General features: G+C 70.6%; 19 protein-coding genes and 2 pseudogenes. 7 read left to right on the top strand and 14 right to left on the bottom strand.

Annotation, left to right across the window (positions count from 1 at the left end; genetic code table 11):
- Positions 1-104: 104 nt before the first annotated feature.
- Positions 105-1,847 carry a CoA transferase gene (locus ACIOWN_RS18195; RefSeq protein WP_362356022.1) on the top strand — a complete coding sequence of 581 codons (1,743 nt, stop codon included), beginning with the start codon at positions 105-107 and terminating at the stop codon, positions 1,845-1,847.
- Complete coding sequence (locus ACIOWN_RS18190) at positions 1,844-3,526, top strand: class I adenylate-forming enzyme family protein (protein ID WP_362356024.1); 1,683 nt, start codon at positions 1,844-1,846, stop codon at positions 3,524-3,526. Before ACIOWN_RS18195 ends, ACIOWN_RS18190 begins: the two co-directional genes overlap by 4 nt.
- A gap of 64 nt (positions 3,527-3,590) precedes the next feature.
- Here the strand turns inward: ACIOWN_RS18190 and ACIOWN_RS18185 are convergent, their stop codons facing one another.
- From ACIOWN_RS18185 to ACIOWN_RS18160, 6 genes are all read right to left on the bottom strand, one after another.
- Positions 3,591-4,409 (bottom strand): metal ABC transporter solute-binding protein, Zn/Mn family, encoded by an 819-nt coding sequence (locus tag ACIOWN_RS18185; protein WP_362356026.1) that lies wholly within the window; start codon positions 4,407-4,409, stop codon positions 3,591-3,593.
- Entirely contained in the window at positions 4,367-5,236 is an 870-nt protein-coding gene (locus ACIOWN_RS18180; protein WP_362356028.1) for a metal ABC transporter permease, read from the bottom strand. The genes ACIOWN_RS18185 and ACIOWN_RS18180 overlap by 43 nt, the downstream gene beginning before the upstream one ends.
- Positions 5,233-5,868: an ABC transporter ATP-binding protein gene (locus tag ACIOWN_RS18175; protein WP_362356030.1), complete on the bottom strand. Its 636-nt coding sequence runs from the start codon at positions 5,866-5,868 to the stop codon at positions 5,233-5,235. The genes ACIOWN_RS18180 and ACIOWN_RS18175 overlap by 4 nt, the downstream gene beginning before the upstream one ends.
- 277 nt (positions 5,869-6,145) lie before the next feature.
- Entirely contained in the window at positions 6,146-6,271 is a 126-nt protein-coding gene (locus ACIOWN_RS18170) for a hypothetical protein (RefSeq protein ID WP_401982729.1), read from the bottom strand.
- Between the two features lie 111 nt (positions 6,272-6,382).
- Entirely contained in the window at positions 6,383-6,592 is a 210-nt protein-coding gene (locus ACIOWN_RS18165) for a hypothetical protein (protein ID WP_362356032.1), read from the bottom strand.
- A 232-nt stretch (positions 6,593-6,824) separates the two neighbouring features.
- Positions 6,825-8,030 carry a PP2C family protein-serine/threonine phosphatase gene (locus ACIOWN_RS18160; protein WP_401982727.1) on the bottom strand — a complete coding sequence of 402 codons (1,206 nt, stop codon included), beginning with the start codon at positions 8,028-8,030 and terminating at the stop codon, positions 6,825-6,827.
- A 389-nt stretch (positions 8,031-8,419) separates the two neighbouring features.
- On the opposite strand from ACIOWN_RS18160, the pseudogene ACIOWN_RS18155 reads away from it, so the two are divergent.
- The 4 genes and pseudogenes from ACIOWN_RS18155 to ACIOWN_RS18140 form a co-directional block, all read left to right on the top strand.
- Positions 8,420-8,608, top strand: a pseudogene (locus tag ACIOWN_RS18155) (cation-transporting P-type ATPase); the annotation flags it as partial.
- A gap of 46 nt (positions 8,609-8,654) precedes the next feature.
- A complete protein-coding gene (locus tag ACIOWN_RS18150) occupies positions 8,655-8,804 on the top strand; it encodes a hypothetical protein (protein ID WP_401982779.1) in 150 nt (49 codons plus the stop codon).
- 504 nt (positions 8,805-9,308) lie between these two features.
- On the top strand, positions 9,309-9,707 hold the full coding sequence (locus ACIOWN_RS18145) for a hypothetical protein (RefSeq protein WP_401982725.1): 399 nt from the start codon (positions 9,309-9,311) through the stop codon (positions 9,705-9,707).
- A 5-nt stretch (positions 9,708-9,712) separates the two neighbouring features.
- The gene (locus ACIOWN_RS18140) at positions 9,713-10,363 is read left to right on the top strand and encodes a hypothetical protein (RefSeq protein ID WP_401982724.1); all 651 of its coding nucleotides are present in this window, start codon (positions 9,713-9,715) and stop codon (positions 10,361-10,363) included.
- Positions 10,364-10,474: 111 nt separating this feature from the next.
- Here the strand turns inward: ACIOWN_RS18140 and ACIOWN_RS18135 are convergent, their stop codons facing one another.
- The 4 genes from ACIOWN_RS18135 to ACIOWN_RS18120 are packed head-to-tail and all read right to left on the bottom strand — an operon-like array spanning position 10,475 to position 18,775.
- Positions 10,475-11,749, bottom strand: a complete 1,275-nt coding sequence (locus tag ACIOWN_RS18135) for a TIGR02679 family protein (protein ID WP_362356038.1) — start codon at positions 11,747-11,749, stop codon at positions 10,475-10,477.
- Positions 11,746-15,903 carry a TIGR02680 family protein gene (locus tag ACIOWN_RS18130; RefSeq protein ID WP_362356040.1) on the bottom strand — a complete coding sequence of 1,386 codons (4,158 nt, stop codon included), beginning with the start codon at positions 15,901-15,903 and terminating at the stop codon, positions 11,746-11,748. The genes ACIOWN_RS18135 and ACIOWN_RS18130 overlap by 4 nt, the downstream gene beginning before the upstream one ends.
- The gene (locus ACIOWN_RS18125) at positions 15,900-17,246 is read right to left on the bottom strand and encodes a TIGR02678 family protein (protein WP_362356042.1); all 1,347 of its coding nucleotides are present in this window, start codon (positions 17,244-17,246) and stop codon (positions 15,900-15,902) included. The genes ACIOWN_RS18130 and ACIOWN_RS18125 overlap by 4 nt, the downstream gene beginning before the upstream one ends.
- A complete protein-coding gene (locus ACIOWN_RS18120; protein WP_401982721.1) occupies positions 17,243-18,775 on the bottom strand; it encodes a TIGR02677 family protein in 1,533 nt (510 codons plus the stop codon). The genes ACIOWN_RS18125 and ACIOWN_RS18120 overlap by 4 nt, the downstream gene beginning before the upstream one ends.
- 326 nt (positions 18,776-19,101) lie before the next feature.
- On the opposite strand from ACIOWN_RS18120, the gene ACIOWN_RS18115 reads away from it, so the two are divergent.
- Entirely contained in the window at positions 19,102-20,328 is a 1,227-nt protein-coding gene (locus ACIOWN_RS18115; RefSeq protein ID WP_362354670.1) for a DUF4241 domain-containing protein, read from the top strand.
- Between the two features lie 302 nt (positions 20,329-20,630).
- Here the strand turns inward: ACIOWN_RS18115 and ACIOWN_RS18110 are convergent, their stop codons facing one another.
- The 4 genes and pseudogenes from ACIOWN_RS18110 to ACIOWN_RS18095 form a co-directional block, all read right to left on the bottom strand.
- A complete protein-coding gene (locus tag ACIOWN_RS18110; protein WP_401982719.1) occupies positions 20,631-22,121 on the bottom strand; it encodes an ATP-binding protein in 1,491 nt (496 codons plus the stop codon).
- Between the two features lie 707 nt (positions 22,122-22,828).
- Entirely contained in the window at positions 22,829-23,068 is a 240-nt protein-coding gene (locus tag ACIOWN_RS18105) for a hypothetical protein (RefSeq protein WP_362354666.1), read from the bottom strand.
- A 343-nt stretch (positions 23,069-23,411) separates the two neighbouring features.
- Positions 23,412-23,600, bottom strand: a complete 189-nt coding sequence (locus ACIOWN_RS18100; protein WP_401982775.1) for a hypothetical protein — start codon at positions 23,598-23,600, stop codon at positions 23,412-23,414.
- A 70-nt stretch (positions 23,601-23,670) separates the two neighbouring features.
- Positions 23,671-23,883: pseudogene (locus ACIOWN_RS18095) on the bottom strand (transposase family protein); the annotation flags it as partial.
- Positions 23,884-24,330 lie beyond the last annotated feature (447 nt).

Genomic DNA, 24,330 nt, shown 5'->3' with positions numbered 1-24,330 from the left:
CTCACCCCTTCGGGAACTCCGGCTCCCGCCGGTCCGACTACCTGTTCGTGGAACTGGTCGGGGGCGACCGTCCCTGGGTTCCCGCGCGTCAGAGAAGGAGGGCCATGGCATCACCAGCCACACCGGCCATCGCGCAGACGACGGCCCGGCCGCTCGACGGGCTGCGCCTGGACGCCTCGGGCCCGCTGGGGCCGGCGGACGGACTTGTCACGGAGCACCTGCGGCTGCTCGGCGCGGAGAGCGCCGGGCACCCGGGCGGCCATATCAGGCTTTCCGGAGCGGAGTTCAGCGGGGTCACCGCCCACACGAGGTGGGGCGACGAAGCCGCCGACGAGGCGACCGTGCAGGCGGTGACCGGCGTCATGGCCGTCCACGGTCGCCGCGACGGCGCCCCACGCGGCGTGGCCGTCGACTACGCAGCCACCGCCACCGGCGTACTGACCGTGCAGGCCCTGCTGGCCGGGCTGCTCGCCCAGGCACGCGGGGGACGGATCACGGAGGCGGAGGTCAACGCCGAACGGGCCGGGTTGCTCGCCGTCTCGCAGTATCTGGCCGCGGCGGGTGCGGAGGAGGATGAGGCCGCCGAAGTCGCCCCGGGCGGGCCGCCGTTCACCTCCGCCGACGGGGTCGTCTTCGAACTGGAGACACTCGGCCCGAGCGCGTGGGCCGCCTTCTGGCGTGCGCTGGGCGCTCCGGGGGACGCGGTACGGCGCGGCTGGCGGCCCTTCCAGTTCCGGTACGCCACGGCCTGCGCGCCCTTTCCGCAGTCGCTGCACGACTCCGCCCGAACCGCTGTCTGGGAGCTGATCCGGGAGGCGGCCCGTTCCTCCGGTGCCGAGGTGTGCCGATTACGCTCGCTCGCCGAGCGGGCCACCGAGTACGACGGGGCCCCGCCGTGGGAACTGAGCCCGCGTCACGCGTCGTATTCCGGCACGGCGACAGAGCACGCCGACGCCCCCCTGGCCGGCCTGACCGTTCTGGAGGCCGGCCGCCGCATCCAGGCGCCGCTGACCGCGCATCTGCTGGGCCTGCTCGGCGCCGAGGTGGTGCGGATCGAGCCGCCCGGCGGGGATCCGCTGCGCGGCATGCCGCCCGCCTGCTCGGGAGTCTCGGCGCGCTGGCTCGCGCTCAACCGTGGCAAGAAGGCTGTCGAGGTGGACATCAAGTCCCCGGCCGACCGCGAGCGGCTGCGCGCGATGGCGGCGCGGGCCGATGTCTTCCTGCACAACTGGGCGCCGGGCAAGGCCGCCGAACTCGGCCTGGACCACGAGCACCTGGCCGCCGCCAATCCCGCGCTCGTCTACGCCTACACCAGCGGCTGGGCCGGCCGGCTGCCGAACGCCCCGATGGGCACCGACTTCATGGTGCAGGCCCGTACCGGCGTCGGCGAGGCCGCGCGAACCGCCGACGAACCGCCCGCACCGTCCCTGATGACCCTGCTCGACGTGCTCGGCGGGCTCATCGGTGCCGAGGCCGTCCTTGCCGGGCTGCTGCTGCGGCAGCGCACGGGGGCCGGTGTGCGGGTGGACTCGTCCCTGCTGGGGGCTGCCGACGTGCTGACCGCAGCCGCTCGGGCGCGTGCCGCGCAGGGTCTCGATCCGCGCCGGCCGGCAGGGTTCCGCCGGCCGCTGCCCACCGCCGACGGCTGGATCGCGCTCCCGGACCAGTCCGCGATCCCGTACGAGGTCAGCGACCTGTCCACGGCGCAGGCGCTCGAGCGCCTGCGCGGAGACGGTCTGTCCGCTGTCCCGGTCGTCACCGACCTCGCCGACCTGCTCTCCTCCGGCTCGATCAGCCGCGACGCACACGGCGCCCCCGCCGTGCCCGACCCCTGGAGGTTCGCATGACCGTCGCCCTGCACGACCTGCTGCCCGCCGAACTGCGCCGTACCTGGGCCGTGGACGGAACCTGCCCCGACCTCGACCTCTACAGCCTCTACCGCGCCCACCGGATCGCCGATCCGCACCGCACGGCCGTCCTCGACGCCAAGGGCAAACTCTGTTACACCGCGCTGGACCGCAAGGCCCGATGTCTCGCCGCCGGACTCACCGGACTCGGCGTACGCACCGGCGACGTCGTCGGCGTCCAACTGCCCAACGGACGCGACGCGGTAGTCGTCGACCTGGCGCTGGCCGCCCTGGGCGCGGTGGCGCTGCCCTTCCCCGTCGGGCGCGGCGGGCGCGAGGCGGCCTCGCTGCTGCGCAGATCGGAGGCGGTGGCGGTGATCGCGGCGGCCGAACACCGGGGCAACCACCACGCGGCCGACCTGCTGGCAGTCGCCGGTGAGCTGCCCGCGCTGCGGACGGTGATCGCCTCGGGAGCCGTGCCCGAAGGGGCCGTCCCGCTCTCCACGTTGCTGCGCACCGACCCGAAGACCCTGGTCCCGGCCCGCCCCGACCCCGACTCCGCCGCCCGCATCCTGGTGTCGTCCGGCTCCGAGGCCGAGCCGAAGATGGTGGCCTACTCGCACAACGCGCTGGCCGGCGGACGCGGCAACTTCCTCGGCTCCCTCATTCCCAACGGCCGCCCGCCGCGCTGCCTGTTCCTCGTGCCGCTGGCCTCGGCGTTCGGCAGCAACGGCACCGCCGTGACACTCGCCCGGCACGGGGGAACCCTCATCCTGCTCGACGCCTTCACCCCCGAGGCCGCGCTGGAGGCACTCGCCGAGCACCGGCCCACCCACGTCCTGGGCGTGCCGACCATGATCCGGATGATGCTGGACCGCATGGCGGAAGGCAGCCGACCGGAGCTCACGCCGCCCACGGCCGTGATCGTCGGAGGCTCACCGCTGGACCGGGCCACGGCGGAGGAGGCCCGAGGGGCCTTCGGCTGCCCGGTCGTGAACCTCTACGGCTCGGCGGACGGCGTCAACTGCCACACCGGGCTGGTGGACGACTCCCCCGACGGTGACGGGGGGCCGGGCATCGCCGCGGGGCGCCCCGATCCTCGGGTGGCCGACATACGGATCACCCTCCCCGGCACCCACGAGTTGGAGGAGGTGTCTCCCGGCACGGTGGGTGAGATCGTAGCCCGCGGTCCGATGACCCCGCTGTGCTATGTCGCCGCGCCCGACCTCGACTCCCGCTACCGCACGGCGGACGGCTGGGTGCGCACCGGGGACCTGGGGCTCATCGACCAGGACGGGACGCTGAGGGTCGTGGGTCGGCTGAAGGACGTGGTGATCCGGGGCGGGGCCAACATCAGCCCCGCGGAGGTGGAGATCGAGCTCGCCACGCATCCCGGTGTGCGGGACGTGGTGTGCGTGGGGGTGCGCGACCCGTTGATGGGTGAGAGGCTCGCGGCGTGCGTCGTGCCCCGGGACGGCGCGGCGCCCACGTTGGAAGGGCTGTGCGCCCACCTCGACACCCGTGGTCTTGAGCAGCGCAAGCACCCCGAACGACTCCTGTTGCTGGGTGAGTTGCCTTTGACGCCGGCGGGCAAGCCGGACCGGGCGGCACTGCGGGAACAGTGCACGGCTCGCGGAGGAGCGGCTGCCTCTGGCGCCGGCCGGCTGACCCACTGGTGAGCGGGAGGACCGCCCGGTGGCACCCCGGGCGGCCCTCCCTCCGTGTGTCCGCCGCTCCCGCGGCTCAGGAGGAGGCCATTGCCTTCTCCACCGCCGTCGCCGCGTTCTTGTACACGGCCAGCAGATCCAGGTCCCTGGCCGGGTAGTTGACGACCTCCACCTGACGCGCGCCCGAGTCGGGAAGCACCTTGCCGGTCGTCATGTGAACATTGTCCAGGACCAGTTGCGGCCTCTTCTTCGAGAGATCGGACAGCTGCCTGGCCGTCACCGCGTCAGGGCCGTACGTACCGACCAGGTTCGCGCCCGCCATCTTCGCCGACCACGTCGAGAACACCTGGGCGACCGCGGTCGGCGCCTTGCCTTCGGGCCAGGCGGACTTGAGAGCCTTCTGCAGCGCGGCGTACTCGGTGTCGAAGGACGTGATCCACTTGGCGGCGGCCTCTTCGGTGCCGAACATCTTGCCCAGACGCGTCACCTCGGCCTTGGCTTTGTCGGCGTCGTTGTCGAGGTCGACCTCGACCAGCTCGGCCTTCGACCCGGCCGCCTCCTTGAACTTCGCGGCGTAGGGCTCGAAGGGCGCGTACAGCACGAAGTCGGCGCCCGCCACGGCCGCCAGGTCGGACGGCTTCGGGTCGTAGTCGGGCGCGTGCTGCACCGACTCCGGCACGATGACCTTGACGTCCTTCGCTCCTGCGGCCTTGGCGAAGGCACCCTCCCAGCTTGTGGTGGCGACGACGATCGGGGCGCCCTCGTTCTTGCCCCCGGGCTTCGCCCCGGACGAGGCGGACGGTGAGGTGTTCTCGCTGTCGCAGCCGGTGAGCGTGAGCGCGAGGCCGAGCGTCAGTGCGAGGACGGAAGTGATGCGGACGCGGGTGCGCGCCATGAGCTGATTCTCCGTTCGGGTACGAGATGCACGGCGAGAACGGACCCGCCGGCGGTGAGGACGAGGACGGGGCCGGGCGGCCAGTCGAAGCGGAGCGCGACGAGGAACCCGGTCAGGTTCACGACGACACCGATACCGATGGCCCAGAGGATGATGGAGGACAGGGAACGGCCCAACCGCCGGGCGGCGAGGGCGGGCAGAAGGGTGAGCGCGTCGACGAGCAGGGCACCGGTGAGCTTGATGGCTCCGGCGACCGACACCGCGACCAAAATCAGCAGCAGGAGAGTGAGCCGCTCGACGCGCACGCCCGAGGACAGGGCGAGCTCACGGTCGTACAGGAGGAGTGCGATGTCCCTCCTGCGCCACCAGAGCAGGCCCGGCACGGCGACGGCCAGGCAGGAGAGCAGCCACAGGTCCGCGGTGCCGACCGAGAGGATGGACCCCCACAGCAGCGCGAAGGCGCCCGCCGCGTTGACGCCCGAGACGGCGAGCACGAGCAGCGCGGCCGCGATCGCCAGGCTCATCAGCAGGCCCATCGCGCCGGACAGTCCGTCCGGGGTGCGGGCCAGCGGTGCGACCCCGGCCCCGGCGAGGGCGCACGCCACCAGCGCGCACAGCATCGGGTCGAGTCCGGTCAGCAGAGCCACCGCGATGCCCAGCAGCGCCACGTGCATCATCGCGAACCGCACCGGCATGATGTCGAGGCCCACGATGACGACCCCGATCACGGGCAGCCCGACGGCCGCCACCAACAGGGCGACGCCCGCTCGCTGGACGGGCACGAGTTGCAGCAGCTGGCCGACGTCGGCCGCGGCCAGGAGGCTCATCGGACCTCCCGCAGCCGGCCTGCGGCCATCTCCAGCACCCGGTCGCAGCGGTCGGCGAGGGCTCGGTCGTGTGTCACGACCACGACGGTCACCGGCAGGGACAGCAGCACGTCGGACGCTTCCCCCTGGCCGGAGAAGTCGAGCGCGGCAGTGGGTTCGTCGGCGAGCAGCACCCCCGCGCCCGCGGCGACGCACCCGACCGCCCGTGCCAGGTACATGCGCTGGAGCTGGCCTCCGGACAGCGTGTGCAGCGGCCGGTCGGCGAGATGCCCGACACCGAGCTTGTCCGCCGCCCCGGTCGCCTCGGCGGCAGAGGTGCTGCTCGCCAGCAGCTCCCGGCCCAGCAGCGGAAACCGGCCGGTCGCCGGCTTCTGCGGAATCCACGCGCACGCCCGGCGCCGCCACGCCCACTCAGCCGCGCTCCCGGTGTCCCGCCCCCCGACCAGGATCCGGCCCGCGAACTGCCGGTGCAGGCCCAGAACGGCACGCAGCAGCGTCGTCTTGCCCGACCCGTTGGTGCCGGTCAGCGCCACCCGCTGCCCCGCCGCGATGTCGAGGCACACCTCGCGTACCGCCTCGACCCGGCCGTGCCGGCACACGACGTCGGACATCCGGACGTCCAACCCCTCCATGCCACCTCCCTGCTTCGTCACCACAGCAGTCGGATGGGGAGGCCGGTCAGTTCCCCGGGAATCCGCCGACCATGCTCCGGGAGCACGACGGCAGCGGGGCTCGTTTCACGCTGTACCGTCCCGATCGACGAGGCCGGTGGCTGGGGCACCCGGCGACCTGCGTGGGCTCGTATTTGGACGATGGGATCCATTCGACTGACGTGCACGCCAAGGGGGTTCACCTCGTGGCGGGAGCACGCTCACCGCCGGGCCCACGCGCCTGGACGATCCCGATCAGTCACGCCCCGTCCTGGCCGGGCCGGACCACCACGGCGAGGGCCTCGACGCGCCCCGCGTGCTGGAAGTGCAAGGTGAACGGCACCAGATCGCCGGCCTTCCACCGGCGGGTGACCGGTACGGTCACGTCACCGGTACTGGACGAAGCAGCGTCCCCACATGTTGATGTGGTGTCCCGATCCAGTTTCCTCGCGCTCTGGTCGTTACTCGCAATCGCCCCCTGACGGCCTGACTCGGGTCATTTTGCGAAGGCGTTACGGAGTCGACTGATGGCCTGCGCCAGATCGTCGAAAGCGCGCTGTTCCTGCTGCGGGGTGGTACGGGAAGCTTGGAAGAGGCTGTCGCGACCTCTGCGGAGACGGGCGTAAGCATCGAAACGGGCGAGGACCTCGTGCACCAACTCCTGAAGAGAGGCACGGGGCGCGGAGGACGGATCCTGCTGCGGCATCAGTAAACACTTCCTTGATCGAACGGCCAGGGTTCAGGAACCGACCGCCCACGCGGTGTCGCCCCTCATTCTCCCAGCCACGACTCAAAAGCATGACCGCACCAAAGGCCCTGACCTCCGCGATCAGGCGCTCCCCCACCGCTGGGCCGAAAGGCGCACGCTCCTCCTCGAAGCACTCCGGGGGCTGCTGCCCACCGGGAAGTGCCGGAGACCAACGCTGATCCGCGGTGGGTCAGCTGCCCGCCGGAGGACGACTCGGTTCGGTGGTTCTAAGGGGTGGCGGAACACGCTGGGGCTGGAAGGCGTGTCCGAGGTCGTGGCCGGGTCGGGGAATGAGGGTGCGGCGGATGACGATGAGGGCGGCGTCGTCGCCGAGGTGCCCACCGGTGTGGGCGATCAGGTCACGCCGGATCCGGTGCAGCAGATCTTCGGGATTGTGGTCGGCCCACTGGGCGGCGTGTTCCGCGAAGGGGTAGAAGGCGCCGTGCCGGTTGCGAGCCTCTATGACGCCGTCGGTGTAGAGGAGCAGGGTGTCGTCCGGGCCGAAGGGCAGGACGTGCACGGTGTGATCGTCGGGGTCCGTCAATCCGATACCGAGTGGGGGTGCGGGGTTGAGGCTGGGCACGGTCACGCTGTTGCCCGGGCCGAGGAGCATGGGTGCCGGGTGGCCGCAGCTGGTGATCCGGATGATGGGCTCGTCGTCGGGGATCTCCAGGAGAAGCGCGGTGACGAAGCGCTCCCCCGCCTCGTCCTGGGGCTGGAAGTCGGTGAGGTAGCGGGCGAGGCTGCGCTCCAGGGCGGCGGCGAGCCGGGGCAGGGAGGCGTGCTGGTGGGCGGCCTCCCGGAAGGCGCCGAGCAGGAGGGCGGCCTCACCGACGGCGGGCAGGCCCTTGCCGCGCACGTCACCGATCATCACGCGGGCCGCGCCGGCGGTGCGGGCGGCGGCATAGAGGTCCCCGCCGATCTCTGCCTCCTCCTCGGCGGCCAGATAGAGGCAGGCGAGCTGCAACGGACCCAGCCGGGTGGGAAGCGGCCACAGCAGGACCTGCTGGGCGGCCTCCGCCACCGTCCTCACCCGGGCCAGCTGACGCCTGTGCCGGTCCCGCGCCACGCAGAAGGAGACCACCACCGTCGACAGCACCGCCAGAGCGGCCATCTCGACCAGCACGTTCCGCGACAGCAGCAGTCCGTGACGCCAGCCGACGAACCCCTGGGCCATGACAGTCAGGGCACCGATGCCGCTGGTCACCCAGGGGCCTTCGAACCACGCGGTGAGCGCGGGCGCGATCACCAGCAGGGGCCCGAGGACGATGTCGGTCGGCGTCACGATGTCCAGGACGGTGATCAGCGCGATCAACGCGACCGGTATCAGCAGCATGAGGTGGCTCGACTGCCATGGCTGTCCGAGGCCCGCCACACGTTGATTCCTCACGCCCATGAATAACACAGTGCGACTGTATGGCCCGGCATGCGAGGGCGCGCCGGCAAAGAAGCCGGAAACGACGGTCCGGACGTGGTTCGACGCCAGGCCATCGGCGTGTTCGTCCTCTCTGCCACACGGTTGCGATCACCTGTCGGCGGGCGTTACCTGGCAGATGACCGGCACGACGGGGGCGTCGCCGGGCGCGAACGAGTCGCAGCGTATTCCGCGGGGCCGGGCGCGGCACTTGAGCGGACGCCGGCCAAAGAGCGTGCTCCCTGCTGTCGTCGGGGCGCTGCCACCCGAACCAGAGACGGCCGGCGGAGGAGAGGTTCGGATTGCCTGGATCTGCGGCTGGGAGCGATGATCGCGCCGCTGCACGTGGGGGCACGGCCCATGGCCATGCGGTGCGCGATCAGCGCACCGCGGACGACCGGCAGGCGGACGCGTGCAGGAGCGCCGATGCGGGACTGGAATCCGCGCAGGCGGCGGCGCGGCGGGAGTGTTACGGACCCAACGTCATCGAGGTGGAGGAGCGCAGTGTCGTCCTGGAGCTGCTGTCGCATTTCTGGGGTCCGATTCAGTGGATGATCGAGGCCGCTCTGGCGTTGACGGCGGCGACCAAGCGGTGGGCGGACCGAGGTGACCGCGATCGCCGCCGTCCTGGGCCCGGCCGGCCTGGCCTCGACGTTCGCGCTGGTGTGGATGACGCACCTGCCACTCGGTCTCGCGGACGTCCATGTGCGGACCCTGATCCGGCACGGCAAGGCGGCCGGAACCGTCAGCACCTGACCATCCCGCCCGCCGCGGCAGACCGCCGACAGACACCGGAAGACGAGCGTCATGCGAGCGTCACGAGTCCCGAAATTCGCGCACCCCGCTGCCGCCCCACCGGTCACTCCAGTACAAAACCGCAGGCGAGAGGGGGGTAGGAACCTTGACCTGTTGGACGCGGGGAAACAGGCCAAGAAGCTACCCCGAAACAGAAAACCGCAGGTCAGGCACCCTTTGCCACAGGTTCCAAAATAGCCACGCACTCCACGTGCGCCGTCATCGGAAAGTTGTCGGCCTAAGTGAGCCGTTGAAAAACCCAGGTCAAAGCCGCTTCCTCGGCTCGCTGTCCTGCTTGCGGGCGCCCAGAGCGTCAAACGAGCGTCACGGCCGACAGCCTGTGCCCCCTGAGCAGGGCGGAACGGGCTACGACAGCCCGCGCACTGGCGAGCCTGCCCCGCTCACTCCGGGCGCGGGCCCGCGCATCATGACTCGAACCGGGTCTCCGGCCGCCATAATGGAGTCATGCCCTCCAGCCCACAGCATCCCGCACCGGCACCCGCATCGAGGGACCTCTCGGGCGCTGTCGCCGAGGACCTCGCGCTGTACCGTGAGAAGTTCCGGCGACGTCTGCCAGGGTCGCTGGACGAGTTGCACGGCCCGGCCCAGGGGGTCGTGGAGCTGCCACTGCACCTGGCCTGGTCCGGGATGACCTCGTACGACCTGGGCAAGCCTCGCCAGCGCATGGGCCTCTACCGCACCGTCCTGCACGAGGGCCTACGCGACGACCTGCCCCGCTACCTCAACCAGGACCTGCTCCTCCAACTGTGGCCGGTGCTGCGCACCCTCGTCGGCCGCACCGTGCGCGCCGTATGGGAAGACACCTTCCCCCAGCTCGCCTCCCGCACCCGGGCAGCCGCGTGACGGACATGCCGGAGCTGCACACTCGGCTCCTGGCGGATGTGATCGCGCTCGGCTCCCCGTATCCACTGGTTCTCACCGGTGGATACGCCGTGCGGGCCCATCGTCTCGTGAACCGCCCCAGCCAGGACCTCGACGTCGCCACCGAGAACCCGGCCCCCATGGCCGACATCGCCGCCACGCTCCGCGCCGGCCTGGAAGCCCGCGGCTGGAAGGTGCACGCGCTGGAGACCGCCCCGCTGTCCGCCCGCTTCACCGTGACCGACCCGGCCACCGGGGAGGAACTCGTCGCCGACCCGCTGGCCGGGCCGCCATGCCCCGTCGACGTGGTCAACGACGCCAAGATGGCCGCCCTGGCCGAGTACCACGCCCTCACCGCGCAGGACGGCGAACCCGTTGGCGCCGTCGCCAACGCCAAGTCGACGCCGGAGTCGCCAACCTGCCGCCGTGCTGGCCTGCACCGAACGAGGCACAGCCGCCGTCCCCGTAGTGCTCGCAAAAACAGCAGGTCAATGAGGCTCAGGCGCATCGGACGTGGTTCACGTCATGCATTTTGGGAAACAGGTCGAGCGCACAGGCCACGCCTGAGGAATCTACAAGAACCCGCAGGTCAGAGCCCCTTTGTAGCAGGCTCCAGAATCGCCACGCACTCCACGTGATGCGTCATCGGAAAGATGTCACTCAGTGAGGGACGTGACATACCGGCAGGTCAACAGCTGTTTTCTGGCCTGCCGGAGGGGCCTTCGGGCACTCGGAGCGTCAAATGAGCGTCACGATTGGCTGGAGCGGCTTTCGCACCTGATCGCTTCGGCCAGGTCTGCCAACAGGACGTCAGCCACCAGTTCCTCGACCACGGCGGTGCCGTGTTCGGTCATGGCACGGGTCAGCTCGGGGTCCCAGGGAGCCTCGGTGAGGCGGCCGGGCTCAGGTCCGTGCGGTGTGCGGGCGGCTGCGGCACGGTAGTCCGCCGCCGTCATGCGCCAAGGTCGGGCCGGGGTCTTGTCCAGGAGATAGGCGGCGATGCGGATGCCTTCGCCGTCGAAGTCGCCGTGATAGCGGAGGACGGCTCCCTGGTCCGCGAGGAGGCGCAGGAGGTGGATGGCCGCGCTGTTGGGCCAGCCCGATGTGCACACGAGCGGCGGACAGTCCGAGCCGAAGCGGCGTACGGCCAGAGCCAGGATGCTGGGGTTCTCAACGGCGTGGACGACGGGTGCGGGGTCGGAGGCGAGGGTGAACTCGCCCGGGGCCCGCAGTTGGGCGAGGGTCAGGCTGGCGGCCTGACCGGCCTCGGCACCGACACGGGCCACACGGGCGAGCGGGCCTTCACCGGCCGGTCGCAGTCCACCGACGAGAACGGTGGCCGACAGGTCGTCGTCGGCGACGCCCGCGCGAGTCCACAAGGCGCGTCGGTCCGCCGCGGACTCCGGTGCGGCGGTGTCGTGGAGGGCCGCCAGAGCACGGAGGACGAGGGTGGACAAGCGGGTACCGTCGTCGAGTGCGTGGGAGTCGCCCCTCAGGACCCGGGCAGCGAAGACGGGCAGGGGCTCGGCCTGAGCCGGGAGTTCCGCGAGTACGGTCAGCGCGTCTGCGAGCAGTGTCCGGGTGAGTTCCGGTGAGCCACCGATCAGGCCGGTGGCTCGGCACGATGCGGTCCAGCCGGCGAGCGCGGGCTGGGCCCGCACGGTGGCGTGACCGTCCAACCATGCCCACAGCTCGGCACGTTCGTCTTCCTTGCGGCGTCGTTCGCCCGCACGGTCGTCGAGGGGGCCGACGAGTTCGGTGACGGTTTCACGCACCGTACGGCCGGACAGTTCGGTGACAGCCTCTTCCAAGCGTGCCAGAGAGACGGAGGGGCGAGGGTCCGGCAGACGGTCCATGCCGAGAAGGTCGGCGAGGGACTCGCGTTGGGCATCGTCGAGCGGGCCGAGGCGCACCCGTGTGACGGGGCGGCCGGAGGAAAGGCGGCTGTGGACCGTGTGCCAGAGCGGGCGGAGTTCGGGACGGCGCAGGGTGTGTTCGCCCGGGGCCGGTTCGGAGTGGGTCATTCCGTCTCCCAGTCGGCGCCGTTCCAGACGAAGCGGGCGCTGGTGACAGCGTCGTCGTCCCCGTCGGTGAGGAGCTGGTGGACCGCGATGCCCGGCAACTCGCGGTAGCTGCACCACTCGTGGTCGGAGGTGACCATGAGATCAAGGTCGAGTGCGGTGAGCAGGGCGAAGACCTGTCCGCGGTTGACCGCGTCCACGCCGACGAAGACCTCGTCGAGCAGGATGGGCCGGGGCGCCAGGGGCACGGCCTCGTAGTGGGCGGCGACGGCGGCGAACAGGGGCAGGTGCAGTGCGATGGCCTTCTCTCCGCCGGAGAGTGCGCCGTGCAACTTCTTGGTCAGCGGCTGCCAGCCGGTTCCGTTCGCCCGGTCGAGGCGCACGGTGAAGCGATGCCAGGCGGTGTAGTCGAGCACCTCGCCGAGCTGTTCCTCCCAGCTCGCGGCCGTGTCGCTGCCCTTGGCCTCCTCGATGCGGGCGCGGAAGAACGCGTACAGGGCTTCCCGGTCGGTCTCGTTGACCCGGCCGGGGTCCTTGAGCAGTAGCTGACGGGCGGTGCGGGTGCCGTCCGGGAGATCCGGTCGGACGTCCCAGACAAGCTGGACGGAGACGTTGGAGGCGGTACGAACCCGCTCCAGGTGCCCGTTCATACGGTCGACGAGTTCGCCGGCCTGGCGGATGCGTGCCGCGAGGTGGCGGCGGATGTCGCCGGTGAGGATCTGGTCGAAGAGGCGCCGCTCGGCGGCGGTGATGTCGTCACGGCTGCGGTCGCGCTCCTGGGTGAGCGTGGTGAGCAGGCCCGTCGCCCCCACGCGTAGGCCGTCCAGGGTGGCGGTGAACAGTTGGATGTCGTCGTCGGGCTCCAGGTCCAGGTCGGCACGGGCGCCGAGGCGCTGGCGGGCTTCGTGGACCGCTTCGGAGAGGCGGGTCGCGGCGTCGCCCAGGTTGCGTGGGGCGTGCGGGATGGCGGGCCACTTCGCCGCCGTGGCACGTGCGGCCTCCAGAGTGGCTTTCGCGCCGTCCCCGGCATCGAGTTCCGGTGTGATACCGGCATCCTCCGCCAGCCCCACCAGGCACAGGTGGCGGAACCGGTGCGCCGCGCGGTCCCGGGTGGCGACGGCCTGCTCGCGTCGTTCCGCGTCCTGACCACTGGTGGCCCGCAATCCTCCGATACGGCCTTCCAGGCGCAGAAGGAGATCGGCCGCCCGGCCGGCCTCCTCGCGGCAGCGCCGCAGTTCGGCGCGCGCCTCGGCAACGCGTGCGACGATCTGTCGGTAGTCCTCGCCGACGGTGGCCTCCACCGCCTCAAGACGCGCCCTCAGTCCCGCCGCCTCCGCTTCGGCGGCGGCGGCGCCCTCGGCCTGCTCCTCGGCGGCTCGGCGCGAGCGGTCTGCCTGCGCGGTCATCTGACGAGCCCTGTCGCCGGCGGCGGTGGCGGTGAGACGGGCGTCCACCCAGCTGTCGGCGGTGTCCCGGAACCTGTCGATGTCGATGGAGAGTTGATGCAACTGGTCGCGGTCGGTGGGCAGTCCGTGTTCTGCGGCCCGACGGCTGAGCGTGCGCAGAGCGCCCGCCACCTCGGTCTCACACCGGGCCAGATGCGCAGCCGCGTCACGCACGGCATCGTCCCTGGCAGCCACTTTTTCCTCGGCTCGGTCCCAGTCACGCCGACGGGTGTCGAGTTCCCGGTAGTCCGGTCGAGCCGCGCGGTCGGCGTCCAGTCGGGCGCGGCGAGCGCCGAGACCGCGCAGTTGGTCGTCGAGCGCGGCGAGGGAGGCATTCGTCTCGCCGATGCGCTCGGTCAGTTCACCGATCTTGCGCTGCCGGGCCCGCTGCCGCGCGAGGGCGCCGATGTAAGCCGGTTCCGGCTTGCTCCAGGTCCCGGTGGCGATCGCGAGACGCCAGGCACCGTCGGCGGAGACGGCCGCGGGGTGACCGCCGGGCAGTGAAGTGCCATACGCGACACCGGCGAGGATGCGGGTCACAGTGTCGACCGGGACGGGGATGTCCTCCTCGGGCTTCAGCACCTCCAGCAGACTGGGCCCCGGGGCGGTCACGGCCAGGGCCGCCTCTGCTCGGGTGTCATGACCCGGCAGCATGATCCCGTCGTAGGGGCTGACCCAGGCGTCCAGGAGGCCCGATGCCTCCAGTGCCGCCTCCACCGCGGCCTGGACCGGGAGCGGAACACCTTCGCGGAAGGCGATCAGCCGCCACAGGGATGCTCCCTGCGTCGCCGTGCGGACGGTGGTGCGGGTGGGAGGGGGCGGAGGCGGCAGGTCGGTCTCACCGCTCAGCCGCCGGACCTCCTCCTCGAGTCGGCTCCGCTCGTCCCGCAGCCCCACATGTGCGGCTCGCGCGGTGGCCTCCGCTGTGGCGATCTCTTGTTCCAGCGGGCGTGCGGCGGCTGTGACTAGCGCGGTCACCTCGGCCTCGGTCGCGGCTCTGGCCGCCAGTTCACCGGCGTCGGCAATGCGCAGTTCCGTGCAGTCGCCGGCCCAGGCGAGCAGCCTTTCCGTCTGCGCGGCAAGGGCGCCGTCCCAGGCGTCGGACGCCTCGTCCCGCCGGGCGATCGCCTCCGCGAGCCGAGTACGGGCGTCCTCCAGCAGGCTCTCGGCTGTGCCCCGGTCGCGTACCGAACGATCGTGCTCGTCCATCGCCTCGGTGATGAGGGTGACCTGCCGCCGTCGGGCGGTGACTGCGCCCCGCAGCAGCCGACGGGCCGGTCGGGCCCCGTCCTCGCCCGCCGTGCGTGCACCGGCGAAGCCCTCGGGTCGACGGCCGCTCGCCTCAGGCCCCGGGCCGTCGGCGGGGGGCACTGCGGAATCCGCGTTGAGGAGCGCCTTCACCTCGTGATGGATGGATTCCATACCCGCCGCTCGGGCCGACCGGCGTGCGTCCTCGGCGGCTTCACGCGCGTGCTCGTCGAACGTACGGGCCTGGGCCGCCGCCTCATCGGCGTGCCTCTGGTCCTTCTCCGCCCTGACCTGAGTGGCTTGGGCAGTGGCACGCTGTCGCCCGGCGACGGCTGCCGCTTCTTCCGTGCGACGCCGGAGCCTGTCGAGTTCCTCACCCTGCTTGTACGCGTCACTCTCGCGCAGCCCCTCGACGGTCTCGTCCAGGGCGTGCGCGCGCAGCTCGTGTTCCTCGTGCCGGGCCTGAGCAGACTTCCTTTCCGCCAGCGCCTGTTCGAGCTCCTCGGCGCTCCGGCGAGCGGCGCGGGTGAGGTCGTCCATCTCGGTGGTCGCCGCGATCAGCGCGGCCGAACCGGCGCGCAGGACCCGTCGCGCGTAGGCACGCTGCCGGGATGCGACGGTCTCGGCCGCCGTCACCTCGTCGTCAAGCCGTTTGAGGTGTTCGCGCTGGCGGTCCAGCCGTTCGAAGCCTTCGGCGAGTTCAGCGATCTCGCCTTCGCCCAGTGGAGGAAGGGCGCGGGACAACAGGGTGGAGAGCAGGGACGGATCGAGTCGTTCGGACAGTTTGGGCTGGCGCAACTGGAGCAGGGCGGACAACAGCGACTCGTAACGCTGCTCCCCCATGCCGGCGAACAGTTCACGCCGTACGGCCGTGCGGTAGTCGGTGGCCGAGGCGTGGACCTCGCCGCGGTCGCGAAGGGCCTCGGCAAGCGCTGCGCGAGTCAGCGGCTGTCCCGCCTCGTTGACGAGGAGCACGCCGGCGGGGTGGGCGATCCTGGAGCCGGTGGTGAAGTAGTCGGCGTGTACCCCGCTGGTGTGCACGCTCGCCTGCAGGCGCGCCCCGCAGCCGAACCACCGCTCGGTGCCGTCGTCCCCGACGCGGCGGAACTCCATCCACACGTACCCGACCCGGGTCTTGCCGGAGGCGCCTTCGCCGAGCAGGTTCCAGTGCATGGTGCGTTCCGAACCGCCGAACGTGGACAGGCGGTTGGGACGCAGGCTGGCGTCGAAGAGGAAGGGCAGCAGAAGCTCAAGGGCCTTGGACTTGCCCGATCCGTTCTGGCCACGGAGCAGCAGGCGGCCCTGGTGGAAGGTGAAGGTCTCGTCGTAGTAGCGCCAGACGTTGAGGATGCCCGCGCGGTGCGGCTGCCAACGGCTGTGGGCCGCGTTCACCTCGGTTGCCGGTGTCGCGGGCGACCCGGTGGGCTCCGGCCGCCGCGGGACGGGAAGCTCTGTCACGCTCACTGCTGATCCCCTTCTGCCGCGACGCCACCGGAAACCATGGTGCCTGCCGTCTTGTGCGGGCCCGTCCCCCAGTCCGGTCCGGGCTCGTCATCCGGATCCGGACTCTTCGTCTCCGTCAGGCGATAGCGGTACGCGGCCGGGCATGCGACGACACGACCCCCGGCCCTGCGGACGAGACCGACATCACACAGGACGCGCACGGCGTCGTCGGAAAGCCGGGCCGCCCTGTCCTCGGACTGATACGCCTTGGCCCAGCGCGGGAAGCGGCGCAGCAGACCCGCTCCGGCCTCGGCGAGCTGTTCGGGCAGCATTCCGGCAGGCGCGGCGCAGAGTGGCTCCAGAAGGAGCAGTGCGGCGACCCTGGCAGTGGAGGTGTCGTCGGGGAAGCGGACATCGGTGGCGATCCCATCCGGGTCCACGAGCAGGAAGCCCTCTGCACGTTCCTCCAGGAGGAAGCCGGCCTGTTCGACCGACCGACGCAGGATCTGGCGTCCGGTCAGGGACATGACGTATGCCAGTTCGTCCTCGGTGAGCTCCGCCCGGTACAGCACGGGGTCGTCGAAGAGGCGACGCAGCACCGAGTGGCGCAGCCTCAGGTTGCGTTGTGCATCAGTGGCGGCGCTCTCGTTGTGCGTCTCGTCGGCCGTCCCGTCGACGACCGTGCCACCGTAGCGACGCTCCCGTACAAGGCCCGTGAGGAGTTCCTCGAACCGGGCGGGCACCTCGTCCGGGGGTACGGCGAGCCGGGAGGCACCGACGGGTGCGGCGGGCAACCTCATCAGCAGGGTGGCGTCGACGCGGTAGAGGACCTTGGCCTCCGCGGACTCGACATACGTTTCGGTCGTCCCGTCCACCGCTCGCAGCACGTCGTACGACTCCAACAGCTTGAGCACGTCGACGAACGCCATCCGCTCCGGCCGGTGGACCGGGTCGAACGCGGCCAGTGCCCGGTCGGCCGCCGTCGCCTGCACGACACGGTCGGCGAGCATACCGATGGTCGTCATCGGTATCGACAGCAACTCGGCCGCAGTCACGCACAGCAGCACGTAACGCCGGCGGTCGAACGGGACCCGGCCGGAGCGCGCCCTACGAGCCGGGCGGGAACCGTCCGGGTCGGCGCGGACCTTGGTGAGGCGGGCGTAACCGCGGCGAGGCTCCACCACCAGGCTCCAGCCGCAGGCGTAGTCGAACCACTGGGCCAGCGGCTCGCGACGACGTCGTACCAGTTCGAAGCCGGCCGGGTCGGCGGTCTCGGTCAGCAGGGGGCGGGCGAGGAGGAGACGGATGGCTCGGGCGACCTCCTCACGTTCCGCCGCGGCCAGTTGGTTGGCGAGGGTGCTCATCCCGCAGCCTCCTGCGGCGTGGCGCGGAGGGCCGAGTGGACGCTCGCTCCGCCCGCCGCTGTGATGTGGACGACGTAGTCCGGTCCGGTCAGTGAACCCTTCGTGGTGTGCAGTACGGCGGTGCGCTCGTCGGGAGGCGGAGCCAGCGCGATCTCCACCCGGCCGTCTCCCGTCGTGGCGCGCCTCAGGCCACCCACGTCCGGCCGTGCGGACAGGGCCCGGCCCAGCAGGTCGAGCAAACGGTCGAAGACAGCGGGATCCAACGTGCTGAAGGAGGACAGACGCACGGGTCCATCCGTCTCCAGCACCTGCCAGGCGAGTGCGAGTTCCGCCCGCTCCGTGCGGGCCCGCTCGGCGCGCTCTGCCCTGACTGCCGCGACGTCCCGCACCTTGGCCGTGCGAGTGAAGCGCTCCGTCCGTCCGCTGGTCCGCAGCAGCGCCGACACCTCCACCGATGGGGCCTCGGACCAGGACTGGGACGACGGGATCAGCTCCGGGTCGGAGTGGGCGAGGTGAGCGTGACGTGCCGGGCCGAGGCCGAAGGCCGCCGACCACAACCGGTGCAGATCCTCTTCCGCGGGGGCCGCCGCGAACCAGCGCGCCAGCTCCCGAAAGTCCTGCACGGCGCTGGAGGAGCGGCGCCGCGACTCGTTGATCCGCTCCAGAACCTGCAGGAGCGAGACGATGGCGCGTCGGGCTATGTCGTGCAGCTGCTCGATACGCGGTCGCGCCCCGTCGTCCGGCAGGAACCATGCCCGCAGGCCCGCCCAGCGCGCCCGCCTGCTCTCCAGCCAGCCGGCCGCGGGATCCTCACCGGCCACCGGCGGCAGCTCGGCCCCACGCAGGGCCCGCTCGCGCAGCACGGCGGCGCCCCGCTCCTCCACCCGGGCCACGGCAGCGGCGACTGTCTGCCCGCGCCGGTCGAGGTTGACCAGGAACTCCTGAAGATACGCGACGGTGGCGGCCTTGACATCGCGGAACACCCCCAGATCCGCGCCCTCGGCGCGCAGGAGCCGCTGCAGTTCGCCGTTGAACGCCTTGGTGTTCTCCACCAGAGCGTCCAGATGTCCCTCCAGCTCCCTCAGCGTGCTGAAGATCCGTCGATCGGCCGACGCGGGTTCGCCGGAGAGCAGGCACAGCTCGTCGAGCCGGTCGGCGATCGCCTCCAGCACGGCCGTCTGCAGCGCGCCCGTGGAGGCGAGAACCTCAAGCGCGTGCCGCACTCCGGCGAGAGCGGCCTCGCCCCGGCGGGTCAGCGAATACTGCAGGTTGCGCCGTTCGTACTCCTCGGCCGTACGGTAGTTCTCCGCGTGGTTGTGCACCACGTCCAGGAGCTCCCACTGCACGAGTTTCCTGAGCGCCTCATGCAGTTCCTCGTCTTCGACCGCCGCCGCCCAGCCGACTCCGCGCAACCGCTCTCGCACCGCGTCAAGACTCAGCGCCGTCTCCAGGTGTTCACCGGCCACGCCGAAGGCGGCCAGTACCGCCCCGTACAGATCGGACCTCTCCACCGTCGTGAACCGGAACATCTCCGGTGGCACCCTGCGCACGCCTGTCGCCCCTCCCCACCGCCTCAGCGGCATCCGGATCTCCACCGTAGAGGGCGGCACCGACATTCAGGGGCGAGTCACGGAACGGCGGATTCGACCGGTGGGAATCGGGTGGCCCAGGAGCAGGAAACCAGCCCATGAGCCGGTCAGCACCGCTGCCGGCCGTCGGCCCGCGTCATCACAGCGTGCGGGTGGGTCACTGCAGTCCGGAGCCACTGTCCTGGGCAGGGATTACGCTGCCCGGAAAATGATCAGCAGGTTGCGGTTCACCCTCGGGTGGCCGGAACCGGGCCGGAGGGCGGGGCATGGGCAAGGACATGGTGACGGTTTCCTACGCCGAGGGCTGGGACGCCGGCGCCCGCCGCGCGTTCGGACCGCTGACGCGGGCGGAGGCGGAGGAACGGGACGGAGCCGGGGACCCCTACGTGGTGCTGCACCGGGTCCCAGGGCGCGCGGTCCCCGCAGAGGTGCACCTCGTCGCCTGGCGTGACCATTTCGTCGGGCAGTGGGCCTACGACGAGCTGGGACGGCGAACCCACGATGTCGACCTCCGGCTGCTGGAGGACGACCGCCTGTTCCTGCGGCAGTACGTGGAACGACGATACGCCTCACCGGAGCAGCCGGACCTGGCGCCCGACGCCTGGCGGCTCACGGTGGAACTCCTCCCCGGTTGCAGAGGCAGGAAGGTGCTGGAGGAACGTGGCCGGAACGGCGGGTCGTTCCACACCCTGGCCGATGTGCCGGAGGAGCGGCGGTGGTACGCCCGGTGCGGGTTCGGAGTCCGGGCGGCCGACCCGTCCCGGCCGTCGGACGGGCCCGAGCCTGGTGACGCCACAGCACAGGAGGTGGCTTTCGCAGGCGACGAAGAGCCCGCATCGTTGTGGCGCCCACCGAAGCCCATGCGCATGGAGTTGCCGGTCAACGACCTCTTCCAGCCGGGGAACCCCTTCCCCGTGGAGCCCTGGGACGAGACGGAGACAGCCGAACCGCGGCACATCGCCATGGTGCGCATCCCGAGCGGGCGCCTGGCCGTCTCGGACCCTCTCGACGAGAAGCCCCGGGAACTCGCCGAGCGCATACCCCCCGGCGAGTACGCGCTGGAGACGGCCGTGATTGTCGGCGAGGGCGAGTACGGCGGGGATCGGTTCCCGGTCACCGAGGAGCCCGCCGTGCGCCTGTTGATCCGGGACGAGCCCACCGTCACCTGGGAGTTGGCGCTGAGCGAAGGCGACGATCCCCGGCTGCTCCTCGACGGTCACGCCTACGGCTTCAGCACCGACGGGGCGGCCGGCAGCTTCGCGGACGCCGCGGCCTGGGAGACACTGTCCGGAAAGGTCGGGCGCCACTACGAGGAGCAGGACGACGGCGCATGCGAGTCCATCGGCGACGGCCGCATACGTGCCGTCGACGAGGCGACCGGAAGCGACCTGGTGTCGTTCTGCACGGGGGGCGACGGGACATGGCCGGTATGGCTCGGCCGCTCCGCCACCGGCGAACTCGTCTCGATCGTGGTGATCACGTCGTACCTCTAGCCTCGCACCGCGCAACACCGTAAACGTACGGGTGCGTTCGCGGACAGGCGGCATGCCACCAAATCCCCCGGCTTCCGCGGCTTCCGCGCGGTCCGCCCCGCCCCGCGCGCACTCCTCACCCATCCGACGGCCCGCCACCGCTGGAAGCTGACGACCGGCCGACTGTTCATCGACATCGGCATCGTCGTCGTCACGACTGCCTGAACCGGCCGCGGCAGATCATTCGCCTCCGCCGACACTGTGCGCGGGCACGCCCCATCGCGTCGCTGGGGCTGCCGATGACATCGTGACAGGACTGGTGGCTAGCCGATCCCGTAGAGAGTCGCCAGGTCGACCAGGAGCAGATCGTCACGGTCGGCCGCGGACTCCATCAAGTCCGGGTAGAAGCCGTGCAGGGAGAACAGGGCCAGTGTGGTGCCCGTGGTGTCGTAGCCCTGGTCGGTGAGCAGGGCGCGGATGTGTTCCAGGCGCTGCAGGTCACCCGTACCCCGGCGAGCAGCGGTGGCCTTGGCCTCGCCGATGAGGGCGATCCTGGCGCGCGGAGCTTGCGGGCGTTCGCCCAGAGCCAGGGCGATGACGTCGACCTCGTGCTTGGTGCGGGCCGCCGGGTCGGCCACCTCGGTGGTGCCGACCGGGCCGGGCAGGCCGCCGGGAAGCAGGGTGTGGGCGTACCGACGGGTGAAGGCGCGGGCGAGGTCCTCGAAGTGGGGGCCGAGGATCTTGGAGTTGAAGGTCGGCGCGGCGGCCTGCCATGCCTGTTCGGCGAAGCCCTGCTCGACGGTGGCCGCCTGCGGCAGGGTGATCAGCTGGTTGAAGCGGATGACGGGGTCGGCCAGCGTGATGACGGGGTGGCGGGGACGCAGGATGTCCTGCTCGCGCTGGACGTAGCCCGTGGACTGAAGGACGTCGAGCGGGTGGGTAACGGCGTTGCGCTGGCGTTCCAGGGCCGCGCCGATCCTGGTGGGGGTGGTGGCTCCCTGGGCGATCGCGGTGAGGATGTCGTAGTACAGGGTGTGCTGGGTGATCCGCGGATCCTCGCGCAGCAGATACTCCGTCTCCGTGCGCGAGTACACCGCCCGCCCCGGGTCCAGGAGCGTCCGCGTCAGCCAGGAGGCGAAGCCGTCGTTCGGGTGCGGGCGTGCCGCCACCGGCCGGTAACCGGGAGCGCCACCGAGAACGGCGTGCACCTGCAGGGCGGTCAGCGGGTCGTCGATCTGCCAGAACACGCGGCTGGCCCGGTAGTCGAAGGCTCCCAGCCTCAGATCGATCACCGCACGGCCGCGCAACGGCTTCGTTCCCGACAGCAGTTCGTGCATGACGCTCATCGCGGACCCGCACAGGATCACCCGCGCTCCAGGTCCGGCCCCGGTGCCCCGCTGGCGCTCGTCGTAGAGCTGCTGGAGCAGGCCGGGGATCTCGGGAGAGTGCTGGAGGAGATACGGCAACTCGTCGATCACCAGCAGCGGAGTCTGTGATCGCGCGGTGACGTCAAGGGCGTTGGACAGGACATCACGCCAGTCGGTCAACCGCAGCGTGCCGGGCCGCAGACCCGCGTGGGCCGCGATGGCATCGCTGAACCGCTGGATCGCCGGCAGCCGCCCTTCCTCCCGCACCGCGGTGACGTACAGACCCCCGACCCGCTCCGACAGCGCCTGCAGCAGATACGACTTCCCGTGCCGCCTGCGCCCCGACACGATCCCCAGACGCATCGCCGGATCCGGATCCGTGACGAACTCGGTGAGCAGACCCCACTCATGATCACGGTCGACCACGTCCTCGGGTTTGGCAAGCATGCCTTCGTCCACCGGAACTCCCCACAGCCTGATCGAATTCTGTCTAAGTCTACTTAGACAGAATCCGTCCAGCCCGACTTTCCTGACGACCGGCAACAGGGATCACTCGCGGTAACCGCCGCGGCGTCATGTCAGTGGCTCCCCCCGACAAGGCCGTCACGTGCGTCGCGACACCTTGCTCCGGTCGGCCTCACCGACGAGAGCCGAGCGTCATATGAGCGTCAAGAGTCCCGACGATCGGACATCACGCAACCGCTCCCACCAGTCACTCCAACACAAATCCGCAGGTGAGGCAGGCCCGAAGGGTTTGACCTGCCGGATACCGCGAAACAGGTCGAGACCCACCGGCGCTCCTGCTGAACTGCAGGTCAGCGGTTCTTCCCCGCAGGCTCCAGAATCGCCACGCACTCCACGTGCGACGTCATCGGGAACACGTCACACGGCACACAAGGGAAGAAATACCAGGCCAGAAGGCTTTTTCGACCCTTCGAGCAGTCGTACGAGCCCTCGGAGCGTCAAACGAGCGTCACGAGCAGAGGGCGGCCTACCACTCGAAGAGCTTCCAGAGCTGGATAGCCGTGTATTCCACCCCTGTGGAGGCAGCTTGGGAGACATGAACCCCTACAGACCACCTTCGCCGACCGGATCATCGTCAACAGGAACAATCTCGACTGCGCAGGCCCGAGCCGCTTCGCACCCGCACCCGACTACGCGAACGAGTCCAGTTCGTCGGCGAAACCGCCGTGCTCCGAGACGGCCAGCCCCTGCGAGTAGGCGATGCCCGCTATCCAAAGGAACTGCGCGACTTCGGGCGACTCTGGGATCAGACGCTCATACCGGATGCCGTCCCCGCCCCGCTTGGTGCGGGCGGATGACCTGGGGAGGAGTGAGCGCAGGGCGATGTTGCAGGAGTTGTCGAGGACGAACGACTCCCCGATGGCCGACATGTCCTCGAGCCTGCCCGAGTGGCCAGGTTCTACCCAGGACCCGGACGACGAGTCCCGCCGCCCGCTCGACGGCGGCCGTCAGGAGCATGTATGAGATGGCGTGGTCGGCCCCGTACTGAGCCGACTTGGCTGCCTCACGGTCGGTGCATATGGCTCGCGGTGGATCGCCGCCAGATCCTCCCGCCCGGGGAGATCGGCAGCACGCTGTCCACCGCCAGCTGCACTCGGAAGGAGGTAGGGCACCAGGGCGTCAAGATCGATGTCCAGCGGGAAGGGTACCGGGACCTTCAGCCGACCACGATGAATGCCGGTCGGAACGTATGTGCGAGTCATGCCGTCCAGTTCACGCATGGACGGCGGGAGCGCCGGCTTGGAAACGCCAGAAGTGCGCGATCCTGGCCTGCGCGGACTTGAACAGCTTGAGCGACCGGTCACGGTCCGCGGGCTCTTCCGAGACGACCTCGACCACCAGCATGACCTCTTCAGGCGCGTACCAGGTGAGGTCGGGGTCGTAAGCGGCGGTGGAGACCAGGAGGTCGGGCTCCGGGCGGCTCTTGTTGTTCGAGACGGACGGTCATCTCCCGCTCGTTCTTCCAGCGGCCCTCGTTGCGAGGTCTTGCGCTGGCCGGGCGCCAGCCGGCCAGTTGCTTCACGACCGCAGTTGTAAAGAAGGGGGAGGTACTCACGGATGGACCAAAGGCGGTTGCGGTCTCAGCGAGGGTCTCGTGCTTGCGCAGGTATGCGAGAGCCACAAGGGTTCGCTGGTGCGGCGGCAGTTTGCAGCGGAAGTCACTCTCACGGGTGATGATGAGCATCGTGACCCACTCGACCAAGGTATGAGGGAGGTCGAGTGCGGCAGGATAGGAAATCTACGGGCTCCTGGGTCGGCAGGTCGAGGCTTCGAACACCACCCCAACGGCTCAGGAGCTCTGGGGGTCGCGGGCACCCAGGCCGTCACCGGATCGATGCCACTCTGCAAGGCTCACCGGGACCATCAGCACCGGCCGTAACGGCTCCGACCGTCCTCTCCTTGTCACAGAACGGTGTCAACGCGGATCCGGGGACGCCTGTGGAGTGGAGGCACCCCGGAAAAGCCCCGATACTGCGTCAGTAACGCATGACTCGCCAGGATTACGGGGGTGCAAGGCGGTGCAGAGCAGCGGGTCGTTCGAGACGTCCGTGGTCGGGACGTCCCAGGAGACAGCCCGTCAGCTTGTCCGTTTCATCGCGGGCCACCGTGAGCGGGAGACGCCCTGGCCTGT

Source organism: Streptomyces sp. NPDC087787 (genome assembly GCF_044743035.1).
In the GTDB taxonomy this organism is placed as follows: Bacteria; Actinomycetota; Actinomycetes; order Streptomycetales; family Streptomycetaceae; genus Streptomyces.
The sequence above is the reverse complement of the archived record's forward strand: the minus strand, read 5'-3'. Positions and strand labels throughout refer to the sequence as shown.